Genomic DNA, 12,781 nt, shown 5'->3' with positions numbered 1-12,781 from the left:
GCCCGCGCCCATGAGCATCAACGACCTGCTGTCCCAGGACGAGATCGACGCGCTGCTGCACGGCGTCGACTCCGGCGCGGTGAACACCGAGCCGGAGCCGGTCGATCCCGGCGTGGCCCGCACCTACGACTTCGCCAGCCAGGACCGGATCATCCGCGGCCGGATGCCGACCCTGGAGATGGTCAACGAGCGCTTCGTGCGGCTGTGGCGGATCGGCCTGTTCAACCTGATCCGCCGTTCGGCCGACCTGTCGGTGCGCGGCATCGACCTAGTCAAGTTCGGCGAGTACATGCACTCGCTGTACGTGCCGACCAACCTCAACCTGATCCGCTTCAAGCCGCTGCGCGGCATGGGCCTGATCGTGTTCGAGCCGAAGCTGGTGTTCAGCGTGGTGGACAACTTCTTCGGCGGCGACGGCCGCTATCCCACCCGGATCGAGGGCCGCGAGTTCACCCCCACCGAGATGCGGGTGATCCAGCTGCTGCTCAAGCAGACCTTCGCCGACCTGGTGGAGGCCTGGGCGCCGGTGATGGACGTGGAGTTCGAGTACATCAACTCCGAGATCAACCCGCACTTCGCCAACATCGTCACCCCGCGCGAGTACGTGGTGGTCAGCCGCTTCCACGTCGAGCTGGACGGCGGCGGCGGCGAGATCCACGTGACCCTGCCCTATTCCATGCTCGAGCCGATCCGCGAACTACTCGACGCCGGCATCCAGAGCGACCGCATCGACCGCGACGAGAGCTGGAACACGACCCTGCGCGAGCAGCTGATGCTGGCCGAGGTCACCGTCTCCAGCGTGCTCGCGCGCAAGCGCATCGACCTGCGCCAGCTCACCCGGATGAAGGTCGGCGACATCCTGCCGATCGAGCTGCCGCCGTCGGTACCGGTCTGCGTCGAGGACATCCCCGTGTTCACCGGCGAGTTCGGCGTGGCCAACGGCCGCAACGCGGTGAAGATCGTGCAGACCCGCCCCCCTGGCGCCCCGCAGCCCCGCCTCCCCGTCGTCACCGAGGAAACACCCGCATGAACACCCAAGACACCGACACCGCCCTGGCGCAGTTCGACGCACTGCAGTCGGACGTGGCCGCCGATGCCCGCGACCTGAACCTGGACGTGATCCTCGACGTCCCGGTCACGCTGTCGCTGGAAGTCGGGCGCGCGCGCATGCCGATCCGCAACCTGCTGCAGCTCAACCAGGGCTCGGTGATCGAGCTGGAGCGCGGCGCCGGCGAACCGCTGGACGTGTACGTCAACGGCACCCTGATCGCGCACGGCGAGGTGGTGGTGATCAACGACCGCTTCGGCGTGCGCCTGACCGACGTGGTCAGCCCCAGCGAGCGGATCCGGAGACTGCGTTGAGCGCTTCGGCCGCCATCGCGATGCTCGGCGCGGCCGCACCGGCCGCGGCCCAGGCACCGGCGACGCCCGGCGTGTTCGGCGCGTTCTTCGCGCTGCTGCTGGTGCTCGGACTGATCCTGGGCCTGGCCTGGCTGCTGCGGCGCCTGCCCGGCGCCGGCCTGCGCCCGGCCGACGGCCTGCGGGTGGTGGCCAGCCTGCAGCTGGGCGCCAAGGAGCGCGCGGTGGTGGTCGAGGTCGGCGGGCAGCAGTTGCTGCTCGGCGTGACCCCGGCCGGCATTTCCCGCCTGCACGAACTGCCGCAGCCGCTGCCGCCGGTCGCGCCGGCGAAGCTGCCCAGCCTGCCCAATCTGAAAGAACTGCCCAATTTCGCCCAGCTGCTGTCGCAGCGGCTGCGCAAGGACGCCTGAGATGTCGCGCCAGAGCTTCAAACGCTTCGCCCTGCCGCTGCTCCTGCTGCTGCTCGCCTGCGCGCCGCTGCTGGCGGCGGCGGCGCCGGCGCAGGTCCCCGCCCTGCCCGACGTGACCGTCGGCCGGATCGGCGACGCACCGGTCAGCGTGCCGCTGCAGACCCTGCTGCTGATGACGGCGATCACCCTGCTGCCGTCGCTGCTGCTGGTGATGACCGCCTTCACCCGGATCATCATCGTGCTGGCGCTGCTGCGCCAGGCGCTGGGCACCGGCCAGACCCCGTCCAACCAGGTGCTGGTCGGCCTGGCCCTGTTCCTGACCGCGATGGTAATGATGCCGGTCTGGCAGACCGCCTGGGACGCCGGCTTCGCGCCCTACCTCAACGGCGAGATCGACTTCCGCACCGCCTGGGACCTGGGCAGCGCGCCGCTGCGCGGCTTCATGCTGGCGCAGGTGCGCGAGACCGACCTGATGACCTTCGCCGGCCTGGCCGGGCACGACACCTACGCCGGCCCGGACGACGTGCCGTTCCCGGTGCTGGTCGCCTCGTTCGTGACCTCCGAACTGAAGACCGCGTTCGAGATCGGCTTCCTGATCTTCATCCCGTTCGTGATCATCGACCTGGTCGTGGCCAGCGTGCTGATGTCGATGGGCATGATGATGCTGTCGCCGATGCTGATCTCGGCGCCGTTCAAGATCCTGCTGTTCGTGCTGGTCGACGGCTGGGTGCTGACGGTGGGCACGCTGGCCGCCAGCTTCAACGGGGTCTGAGCATGTCCCCCGAACTCGCCCTGACCGAACTGCGCCGCGGCCTCGAGGTCGCGCTCTGGGTCGGCGGCCCGCTGCTGCTGGCGGTGCTGGTGGTCGGCGTGGTGGTCGGCATCATCCAGGCCGCCACCCAGCTCAACGAGCCGACCATCGCCTTCATCGCCAAGGCGGTCGCGCTGACCGCCTCGCTGTTCGCGCTCGGCAGTTTCCTGCTCGCCTACCTGGTCGACTACACCACCGCGCTGTTCCAGCGCATCCCGCACCTGATCGGCTGAGCGCGAGCGCCCGTGGACGCCGCCACCGCCATGGTCATCGACGGCCAGCAGGCCTTCGGCATGATCGGCACGATCATGTGGACCATGCTGCGCACCGGCGCGATGCTGATGGCGATGCCGCTGATCGGCACCCGCGCGGTGCCGGTGCGGGTGCGGGTGCTGTTGGCCGGCACCCTGGCGATGGCGATCGCGCCGATGCTACCCGCGCCGCCGCAGTCGGCCGGGGTGGATGCGGCGACCGTCATAGGGGTAGCCCGCGAACTGGCGCTGGGGGTGGCGATGGGCTTCGTCCTGCGCCTGGTGTTCGAGGCCGGCGCGCTGGCCGGCGAACTGGTCTCGCAGGGCATGGGCCTGGCCTTCGCGCAGATGAACGACCCGCTGCGTGGCACCAGTTCCGCCGTCGTGGGGCAATGGTTCTACATCGCCTTCGGCCTGCTGTTCTTCGCCGCCGACGGCCACCTGGCCATGGTCGCGCTGCTGGTGCGCAGCTACCAGGCGCTGCCGGTGGCCGCGGCGTGGCCCGACACCGGCGCCAGCCTGGGCGTGGTCATCGAGCTGTTCTCGCTGGTCCTGCGTGGCGGCCTGATCCTGGCCCTGCCGGTAATGGTCGCGCTGCTGGCGACCAACCTGGCCTTCGGCGTGCTGGCCCGCGCTGCGCCGCAGCTCAATCCGATCCAGCTGGGCCTGCCGGTGGCGGTGCTGAGCGGCCTGTTCCTGCTGGCGGTGCTGGCCGGGGAACTGGCTGCGCCGGTGCAGCGGCTGTTCGACGCGGCCTTCGCCAGCGGCGCCCGCTTCCCGGCGCCCTGAGCGCACCCGGCACGACCGGCGCTTGTGCACGCGCGCATTCATGGGCGGCACGGGCGTCGGTACCAGGAGGAAGTCGGCTGTGCCGACGGCGTCGGGTCGCCGGCTGAACCCGGCTCCTACAACAGCCGCGACGCCACCGCTCTCCTGTAGGAGCTGACTTCAGTCGGCGACACGGGCGTCCGAAGCATGAGGACCTCGCCTGTGCCGACGGCGTCGCGTCGCAGGCAAGCCCGGCTCCTACAAGAGCAGGTCGCCGACGCGAACGGAGCCGCGCCTCCAAAGCCCCCGAAGACGTGGCAGGCCGGGTGTGTTGCGGCAACAGCCATGGATGGCCGCGTCGGCGAGTCGGCACACGGATGTGCCGCCGAGACGACCGCAACACACCCAGCCTGCCGCGGCTCAGCCCGAAGCCGACCACGCCCAACGCTCTGGCCGTTACCGTTGCCCCCTCCCCGAACCGGCGAAGCATCTTTTCATTTGCCGGCCGCGGCCGCATAGTGGCCGCAGGCAGTGACGCAGGGGGCGTCATGGACCGATGGAGCCGGCGCAATACACGCGACGCGATCCTGATCGCGGTGACCTGCTTTGTCCTGCCGCTGCTCACCATCCCCTACTGGCCGGGCTTCGGCGACGGCGAGCCCGCCTCGCTGGCCCACCTGCAATGGGGTCTGCTGCTGGCGCTGGCGATGCTCTCGCCACACAAGCTGTATTTCCGTATCGGCTATCTGTCGCTGCTCCTGGCCTGGTGCCTGCAGCTGCTGCTGCGCGCGCCCGAGGGCACGGCCCTGTCCCTGTTGCTGCGCTCGCTGCCGCTGTACGCGGCCATGTACGGCTGGACAGTGCTGTGCGCGCACTGGATGGGCTGGCCGCGCCCGCCCGAGCAGGCGCGGATCCGGCAGCGCGACATCGTGCCCTTCGGCGCGATCGCGTTCGTGCTCTATCCGCTGGGCTGGGCCCTGGGCCATGCGCTGGTCAACGGACTGTTCTCCGCCGTCAGCCCGCCCAACCTGCTCGACCATACCCTGCAGGTCGGCTTCTCCCGCTTCTTCGGCGTGCTCTGCCTGACCCTGCCGATCGTCCTGTACTTCACCGGCCGCCACGAGCCGGCGCCGATACCCAGCCGCATGCTGTGGTGGGAATGGATGCTGCTGGGCGGCTACTCGATGCTGCTGACCGCGCTGCTGTGGGCCCTGCCGAAGCAGGGCGAGCACCCGCTCGGCGGCCTGATCGACCAGCGCTTCATGCTCGCCGCACTGATGGTCTGGGCGGTGTTGCGGCTGCCGTGGCGCTGGTCGGCGCCGCTGATCGCCGCGGTGACCATGCTGCTGGTCTACCTGGTCGGCGCCGGTACCCGCGCGGGCCTGCGCACCGACGCCCTGCACCTGCTGCAGATCGGCTTCGAGATGAGCATCCTGCAGCAGCTGATGGTGCTGACCCTGGTGATCGGCCGCGACAACCGCCGCGCGATCGCGCGCCTGGCCCAGGAGAGCCGCCGCGACGGCCTCAGCGGCGTGCCCAACATCAACGCGCTGCGCCACGACCTGGCCCATCACCCGCAGCCGCCGGCGGAGATCGGCTGCCTGGGCATCGAACACCTGGACAACCTGATGGCCGGCTACGGGCTGCCGGCGCAGGAGGCGCTGACCGCCGCGATCCACGACCACCTGGCCCCGGAGGTGCAGGCCTACACGCTCGGCATGGGCCGCTTCGCGCTGGTGCCGCGCGCGCAGGATCTGTCGTGGAAGGCGCTGCTGGCGCGGATCGAGCACTTCGAGTTCAACCTGGGCGAGTCGCAGGTGCGGATCGAACCGCACCTGGGCGTGTGTCCCCTGCGCGACAACAGCCAGCAGTCGCTGGACCTGGCGCTGGACGCGGCCTACGGGGCGATGCAGGCCGCGCGCCGGCGCGGCGAGACCGCGCCGGTGTTCGCCACCCCCGGGCTCAGCGACCCGGCCGCGCTGCGCGCGGTGCTGGAGACCCACTCGCTGGCCCTGTCGCTGCTGCGTCGGCGCCAGCTGGAGCTGCACCTGCAGCCGATCCGGCGCCTGTCCGGCGGCGCCGCGTCGATGGGCGAGATCCTGTGCCGCCTGCGCACCGACGACGGCCGCCTGCTGATGCCGCGCGACTACATGGGCGAGCTCGACGCCAGCCGCGGCGTGGTCGAACTCGACCGCGCGGTGATCGAGACCCTGCTGGCCTGGATGCGCGACCACGCCGCCACGCTGCCCTACCAGCGCCTGACCGTGAACCTGACCGGCCGCAGCCTGGTGTCGGAGAACTTCCGCAACTGGCTGCTGTACCAGCTCGACATCTTCCCCGGCTGCGCCGAGCGGCTGTGCTTCGAGATCACCGAGCGCGCGGTCGGCGGCAGCCTGGCCCAGGTGCGGCCGCTGCTGGACGGCCTCAGCCAGCGCGGCTGCCTGATCGCGCTGGACGACTTCGGCACCGGCATGCAGAGCTTCGAGCGGCTGCAGCAGCTGCCGATCGACCTGGTCAAGATCGACGGCACCTTCGTCCGCAACGTCGCCGACAACCCGCGCGACCGCGACCTGGTCCGGGCGATGGTCGCCATCGCCCGCGCCTACCAGGCCGAGACCGTCGCCGAGTACGTCGAGGACGCCGGGATCCTGGCGGCGCTGGAGGAACTGCAGGTCGACTGGGTCCAGGGCTACCACATCGGCCGCCCGGCGCCGCTGTCGACCCTGCCCGCCGCGGCCGGATCGGCCGCCTGAGCCCGCGCCGCGCCCGGCCGCGCCGGGCACTGGAACGGGGCTTGCATCGCCAGCCCCGAGTCCCCCCGGCCCTCCGCCCGGGCAGGAGCCGGCGATGGCCGAGAACGAAGACGGCCAGGAACGTACCGAACAACCCAGTGCCAAACGCCTGCGCGAGGCACGCGAGAAGGGCAACATCCCGCGCTCGCGCGAGCTCGCCACCGCCGCGGTGTTCGGCGCCGGCGTGGCGGCGCTGCTGGCCGCCGGGCCGCTGCTCGCCCGCGGCGCCCAGGGCTGGATGCGCGGCGCGCTGAGCCCGGAGCCGGCGCTGCTGCAGGCGCCGGAGCGCCTGTTCGGACACATGGGGCTGCTGCTGCTGAAGCTGCTGTGGGTGGTGCTGCCGCTGGTGGCCGTGTCGCTGCTGGCCGCCCTGCTCGCGCCGCTGGCGATGGGTGGCCTGCAGTTCTCCAACAAGGCGCTGACGCCCGACCTGAACCGGCTCAACCCGGCGGCCGGGCTCAAGCGCATCTACGGCCCCGAAGGCCTGGCCGAACTGGCCAAGTCGCTGCTGCGCGTGGCCCTGGTCGGCACCGCCGCCGGGCTGACCCTGAGCCACGGCATGGACCTGCTGCGGACCATGCCCAACCAGGGCCTGGAGGACGCCGCGCGCACCGGCCTGCACTTCACCGGCCGGCTGCTGCTGGCCACCGCCTGCGCGCTGGCGCTGCTGGCCGCCATCGACGCCCCGTACCAGAAGTGGAACTGGATGCGGAAGCTGAAAATGACCCGCCAGGAACTGCGCGACGAACTGAAGGAAAGCGAAGGCAACCCGCAGGTCAAGGGCAAGATCCGGCAGATGCAGGCGCAGCTGTCGCAGCGCCGGATGATGGAGGCGGTGCCCACCGCCGACGTGATCGTGGTCAACCCGACCCACTACGCGGTGGCGCTCAAGTACGAGAGCGGCAGCATGCGCGCGCCCACGGTGGTGGCCAAGGGCGTGGACGAAATGGCCCAGCGCATCCGCGAGGTGGCCGACCGCCACCGGGTCGCGACCGTCTCGGCCCCGCCTCTGGCACGCGCCTTGTATAGGGAAGGCGAGCTCGGCAAGGAAATCCCCGTGAGACTGTACGCCGCCGTCGCCCAGATCCTGTCCTACGTCTACCAGTTGCGTGCCTGGCGCGCCGGCACCGCCCCGGCCTCGCCCGAGCTGGGCCCGGTGGCCGTCGACGAATTCCCCGCGGAGCCGGGCCGGTGAGCGCCGTTCCCGCCACGCCGATGTCGCGGCGCCTGCTCGAACTGGCCCGCAACGGCCTGGGCGCGCCGCTGGTGGTGATGGCGCTGCTGGCGATGATCGTGGTGCCGATGCCGCCGGTGCTGCTGGATGCGCTGTTCAGCTTCAACATCGCCATCTCGCTGGTCGTGCTGCTGTCGGTGGTCTACGTGAAGCGGCCGCTGGACTTCACCATCTTCCCGATCATCCTGCTGACCACCACGATGCTGCGCCTGGCGCTGAACGTGGCCTCCACCCGAGTGATCCTGCTCCACGGCCAGGACGGCCCCGCCGCCGCCGGCAAGGTGATCCAGTCGTTCGGCGAGTTCGTGGTCGGCGGCAACTATGCGATCGGCATCGTGGTCTTCGCGATCCTGACCATCATCAACTTCGTGGTGATCACCAAGGGCGCCGGGCGCGTGTCCGAGGTGACCGCGCGCTTCATCCTCGACGCGATGCCCGGCAAGCAGATGGCGATCGACGCCGACCTCAACGCCGGCCTGCTGACCCGCGAGGAGGCCAAGGCCCGGCGCGAGGAAGTCCGCCAGGAAGCCGACTTCTACGGCGCGATGGACGGCGCCAGCAAGTTCATCCGCGGCGACGCCATCGCCGGCATCCTGATCCTGTTCGTGACCCTGATCGGCGGCCTGGTGGTGGGCGTGCTCCAGCACGGCATGCCGGTCGGCGATGCAGCCGCCACCTACACCCTGCTGTCGATCGGCGACGGCCTGGTCGCGCAGCTGCCGGCGCTGCTGGTCTCCACCGCCGTGGCGATGCTGGTGACCCGCGCCTCGCGTGCCCAGGACATGGGCGAGGAGATGGCCGGCCAGGCCTTCGGCCAGCACAAGGCGCTGGCGATCGCGGCCGGGATCCTGACCGTGGTCGGGCTGGTCCCGGGCATGCCCAATGCCGCCTTTTTGACGCTGGGCGCGGCGCTGGGCTTCGGCGCCTGGAAACTGTGGAAACGCAGCCTGGAGCACGCACCGGCGGACGCAACCGAGGCCGCGGCGGCGCTGCCCGCGCCCGGCCAGGCCCAGGGCGAGCTGGACTGGGACGAACTGCGCCCGGTCGATCCGCTGGACCTGGAAGTCGGCTACCGCCTGATACCGCTGGTGGACAAGGCCCAGGGCGGCGAACTGATGGCCCGGATCAAGGCCGTGCGCCGCAAGCTGACCCGGGAGATCGGCTTCCTGGTGCCGCCGGTGCACATCCGCGACAACCTGGAGCTGCCAGCCAACCACTACCGCCTGCTGGTGCACGGCGTGCCGGTGGCCACCGCCGAGATCCATCCGGACCGGGAACTGGCGCTGGACCCGGGCGGCGCACTGGGCGCGCTCGACGGGATCAAGGGCAAGGACCCGGCGTTCGGCCTGGACGCGGTCTGGATCCAGCCGCACCAGCGCGCCCAGGCCGAGTCGATGGGCTACACCGTGGTCGACCCGGCCACCGTGGTCGCCACCCACCTCTCGCACCTGGTCCGCGAGCACGCCCCGGAACTGCTCGGCCACGAGGAAGTGCAGCAGCTGCTGGCCACCCTGGCCAAGAGCGCGCCGAAGCTGGCCGAAGACCTCACGCCCAAGGCGCTGCCGCTGTCGGTGGTGGTGCGGGTGCTGCAGAACCTGCTGGTCGAACGCATCCCGGTCCGGCAGCTGCGCAAGATCGCCGAGTCGCTGGTCGAGCACGGCGCGCACACCCAGGACCCGGCCGTGCTCACCGCCGCGGTGCGCAACACGCTGGGCCGTTTCATCTTCCAGGAGATCGCCGGGACCGCGCCGGAGCTGCCGGTGTTCACCCTGGCCGCGCCGCTGGAACGGGTCTTGCAGGATTCCGCGCAGGGTGCCGCCGGCGCCGCGCTGGAACCCGGCCTGGCCGAACGCCTGCAGCAGAGCCTGGCCGATTGCGCCGGCCGCCAGGAGGCGCGCGGCGAACCGGCGGTGGTGCTGGTGCCGGCCACGGTGCGCGCCGCGCTGGCGCGGCTGGTCCGCCACAGCGTGCCCTCGCTGTCGGTGCTGGCCTACACCGAGGTACCGGAAGACAAGCGGCTCAAGCTGGTCGGCACGATCAGCTGAAGCCGGTAACGCGGGAACGGAACGGAGCGGTAAGGAGCAGTCATGAAGATCAAACGATTCGTCGCCGCCGACATGCGCACCGCGCTGCGGATGGTCCGCGCCGAGCACGGCCCGGACGCGGTGATCCTCTCCAACCGCCGCACCGACGAGGGCGTGGAGATCGTCGCCGCCAGCAACTACGACGAGAACGCGGTGCAGAAGGCGCTGGTCGAAGCCCAGCGCGCCGCCGAGGCCGAAGCCCAGGCCGCCGCCGCGGCCCGGCCGGCACCGCGCCCGAATCCGTTCCTGGACAACCTGCCGCCGTTGCCGCAACCGGCCGCACCGGCGCCGGCACGCCCGAGCGCCCACGATTTCTCCGCGGCGATGGCCGCCGCCCTGTCCACGCCGACCGCGCAGGCGGTCGTCGCCCAGCCACCGGCGGCCGTGCCGGCAACAAGCGACATCCCCGCCGCCGCGGTCGCGGCGCCGCCGGCCGCCGTACCGGCCGCTGCCCCGGCATCCGCCGCGCCGACGCTCGCGCCGGTGCCCGCGCCTCCGCCGCCGGCCAACGACGAGCAGCTGGTCGCCATGCGCGAGGAACTGGCGCAGATGCGGCAGATGATCGAGCGCGAGATGCACCGCCTGACCGACGAGCGCCTGCGCGGTTCGCCGGTGCGGCTGCAGGCGATGGAGCTGATGGAGGACTACGGCTTCGACGCCGGCATCACCCGCGACATCGTCCTGCAGCTGCCGGCCGACACCGCCGCGCACCGCGGCCGCGGCCTGATGCTGGGCCTGATCTCGCGGCAGCTGCCGGTGTGCCCGGCCGACCCGCTGGAACAGGGCGGCGTGATCGCCCTGGTCGGCCCGACCGGCGCCGGCAAGACCACCACCATCGCCAAGCTGGCCGCGCGCTACGCCGCCGAGCACGGCGCCCGCAACGTGGCCCTGGTGACCACCGACACCGCGCGCATCGGCGGCCGCGAGCAGCTGTACAGCTACGGCCGCCAGCTCGGCATCGCCGTGCACGAGGCCGACACCGACGCGGCCCTGATCCAGCTGCTGCAGCGCCTACAGGACTACAAGCTGGTGCTGGTGGACACCGCCGGCCTGGGCCAGCGCGACCGCGCCCTGGCCAGCCAGCTCAACTGGCTGCGCGCCGCGCGCGAGGTGCGCACCCTGCTGGTCCTGCCGGCCAACTCCCACTACGCCGACCTGGACGAGGTCGTGCGCCGGTTCGGCGCCGCCAAGCCGCAGGGCGTGGTCCTGACCAAGCTGGACGAGACCGGCCGCCTGGGCAGCGCCCTGTCGGTGGTGGTCGACCACCAGCTGCCGCTGACCTGGGTCACCGACGGCCAGCGCGTCCCCGACGACCTCCACCGCGCCAACGCGGCCAGTATTGTTCTTCGCCTTGAAGATCTGCGCCGCGCGGCCGATAAGCCGAACATCCCGGAGCACGACCATGCCGCCGCGTGAGTACCCCGCCTTGAACCTGACCGCCGCCAACCACAGCCTGGCCCCCGTCCGCAGCATCGCCGTCACCGGCGGCAAGGGCGGCGTGGGCAAGACCAACCTGTCGGTCAACCTGGCCGCCTCGCTGGCCGGGCTGGGCAAGCGCACCCTGCTGCTGGACGCGGACCTGGGCCTGGCCAACGTCGACGTGCTGCTGGGCCTGTCGCCGCAGTACACCCTGGCCGACCTGGTGTCGGGCCGCTGCGAGCTGGACGAGGTGATCCTGGAGGGCCCGGCCGGCATGCTGGTAGTGCCCGCCGCCTCCGGCCGCCGGCACATGGCCGAGTTGCAGCCGGCCCAGCACGTGGGCCTGGTCAACGTGTTCAACGACCTGCAGCGCGAACTGGACATCCTGATCGTCGACACCGCCGCCGGCATCACCGACAGCGTGCTGACCTTCTGCCAGGCCGCGCAGGACGCCATCGTGGTGGTCTGCGACGAGCCGGCCTCGATCACCGACGCCTACGCCCTGATCAAGGTGCTCTCGCGCGAGCGCGGGGTCGACCGGGTGCAGGTGGTGGCCAACATGGTGCGCAGCCCGGCCGAGGGCCGCGGCCTGTACGACAAGCTCTCGCGGGTGTGCGAGCGCTTCCTCGGCGACGTCTCGCTCAACTTCCTCGGCGCGGTCCCGCACTGCGACTGGCTGCGCATGGCGGTGCAGCGCCAGCAGGCCGTCGCCACCGCCTACCCGGCCAGCCCCTCGGCCCGCGCCATCGCCGAGATCGCCCGCCGCGCCGCGCGCTGGGAAGCACCGGCCGCACCGCGCGGCAACATCGAGTTCTTCGTCGACCGGATGATCCGGCAAGGCGCGGTGGCATGAACGCCCTGGCCGAATACCGCGCCGTCCAGCGCACCGGTGCCGACGACGCCGTCACCCGCCACGCCGACCTGGTCCGGCGCATCGCCCACCACCTGGCCGCGCGCCTGCCGGCGAGCGTGGAGATCGATGACCTGATCCAGGCCGGGATGATCGGCCTGATCGAGGCCTCGCGCAGCTACGACCCCGAACAGGGCGCCTCGTTCGAGACCTACGCCTCGATCCGCATCCGCGGCTCGATGATCGACGAGATCCGCCGCGGCGACTGGGTGCCGCGCTCGGTGCACCGCCGCGCCCGCGACGCCGCCGCCGCGGTGCGCCAGATCGAGCAGGCCACCGGCCGCGCCGCCAGCCCGCAGGAAGTCGCCGCGCACCTGGACATGCCGCTGCCCGAGTACCTGCGCCTGCTCGAGGACGCCTCGCGCGGCCAGGTGCTGAGCCTGGACTCGCACGTGGAGGACCACGGCGAGGTGCCGGTGCACAGCGGCGCCATGAGCCCGCAGCAGGCGCTGGAGCGCAGCGACTTCGGCCGCGAGCTGGCCGCCGCCATCGGCCTGCTGCCCGAGCGCGAGCAGCTGGTGCTGTCGCTGTACTACGAGCAGGAGCTGAACCTGAAGGAGATCGGCGCCGTGCTCGGGGTCAGCGAGTCGCGGGTCTGCCAGATCCACGGCCAGGCCGTGCTGCGCCTGCGCGGCCGCCTGTCCCAGTACGAATCGCGCGACGCCGGCCTGGAAGAACCCTAGGCCGTCCCGCACCGCGACCCGCAATGCCGCGCCACACAAGAACCAAGAACCGGAGCACGA

Annotated in this window: 12 protein-coding genes; all 12 read left to right on the top strand. The window is 71.5% G+C overall.

All coding sequences use genetic code 11. The annotated features are described in order from the left end of the window. Positions 1–10 precede the first annotated feature (10 nt). The 12 genes from fliM (at position 11) to WQ53_RS15445 (ending at position 12,721) form a co-directional block, all read left to right on the top strand. Entirely contained in the window at positions 11–1,030 is a 1,020-nt protein-coding gene (fliM, locus tag WQ53_RS15500; protein WP_052633602.1) for a flagellar motor switch protein FliM, read from the top strand. Next, entirely contained in the window at positions 1,027–1,362 is a 336-nt protein-coding gene (fliN, locus tag WQ53_RS15495) for a flagellar motor switch protein FliN (RefSeq protein WP_052633601.1), read from the top strand. The genes fliM and fliN overlap by 4 nt, the downstream gene beginning before the upstream one ends. Before the next feature lie 20 nt (positions 1,363–1,382). After that, positions 1,383–1,769, top strand: coding sequence for a flagellar biosynthetic protein FliO (gene fliO / locus WQ53_RS15490; RefSeq protein WP_052633600.1), 387 nt, complete (start codon positions 1,383–1,385; stop codon positions 1,767–1,769). A gap of 1 nt (position 1,770) precedes the next feature. After that, positions 1,771–2,541, top strand: coding sequence for a flagellar type III secretion system pore protein FliP (gene fliP / locus WQ53_RS15485; RefSeq protein ID WP_052633599.1), 771 nt, complete (start codon positions 1,771–1,773; stop codon positions 2,539–2,541). Between the two features lie 2 nt (positions 2,542–2,543). Then, a complete protein-coding gene (locus WQ53_RS15480) occupies positions 2,544–2,813 on the top strand; it encodes a flagellar biosynthetic protein FliQ (protein ID WP_052633598.1) in 270 nt (89 codons plus the stop codon). 12 nt (positions 2,814–2,825) lie between these two features. Further along, positions 2,826–3,620 (top strand): flagellar biosynthetic protein FliR, encoded by a 795-nt coding sequence (fliR, locus tag WQ53_RS15475; RefSeq protein WP_052633597.1) that lies wholly within the window; start codon positions 2,826–2,828, stop codon positions 3,618–3,620. Positions 3,621–4,147: 527 nt separating this feature from the next. Next, positions 4,148–6,352: an EAL domain-containing protein gene (locus WQ53_RS15470; protein ID WP_052633596.1), complete on the top strand. Its 2,205-nt coding sequence runs from the start codon at positions 4,148–4,150 to the stop codon at positions 6,350–6,352. A 94-nt stretch (positions 6,353–6,446) separates the two neighbouring features. Beyond that, positions 6,447–7,586 (top strand): flagellar biosynthesis protein FlhB, encoded by a 1,140-nt coding sequence (gene flhB, locus WQ53_RS15465; RefSeq protein WP_052633595.1) that lies wholly within the window; start codon positions 6,447–6,449, stop codon positions 7,584–7,586. A gap of 20 nt (positions 7,587–7,606) precedes the next feature. Next, the gene (flhA, locus tag WQ53_RS15460; RefSeq protein ID WP_082113079.1) at positions 7,607–9,670 is read left to right on the top strand and encodes a flagellar biosynthesis protein FlhA; all 2,064 of its coding nucleotides are present in this window, start codon (positions 7,607–7,609) and stop codon (positions 9,668–9,670) included. 42 nt (positions 9,671–9,712) lie between these two features. Beyond that, positions 9,713–11,125 (top strand): flagellar biosynthesis protein FlhF, encoded by a 1,413-nt coding sequence (gene flhF / locus WQ53_RS15455; protein WP_052633593.1) that lies wholly within the window; start codon positions 9,713–9,715, stop codon positions 11,123–11,125. Beyond that, on the top strand, positions 11,112–11,981 hold the full coding sequence (locus tag WQ53_RS15450; RefSeq protein WP_052633592.1) for a P-loop NTPase: 870 nt from the start codon (positions 11,112–11,114) through the stop codon (positions 11,979–11,981). Before flhF ends, WQ53_RS15450 begins: the two co-directional genes overlap by 14 nt. After that, positions 11,978–12,721 carry an RNA polymerase sigma factor FliA gene (locus tag WQ53_RS15445; RefSeq protein WP_052633591.1) on the top strand — a complete coding sequence of 248 codons (744 nt, stop codon included), beginning with the start codon at positions 11,978–11,980 and terminating at the stop codon, positions 12,719–12,721. Before WQ53_RS15450 ends, WQ53_RS15445 begins: the two co-directional genes overlap by 4 nt. Positions 12,722–12,781 lie beyond the last annotated feature (60 nt).

It is taken from the genome of Pseudoxanthomonas suwonensis (assembly GCF_000972865.1).
GTDB lineage: Bacteria > Pseudomonadota > Gammaproteobacteria > Xanthomonadales > Xanthomonadaceae > Pseudoxanthomonas > Pseudoxanthomonas suwonensis_B.
The sequence above is the reverse complement of the archived record's forward strand: the minus strand, read 5'-3'. Positions and strand labels throughout refer to the sequence as shown.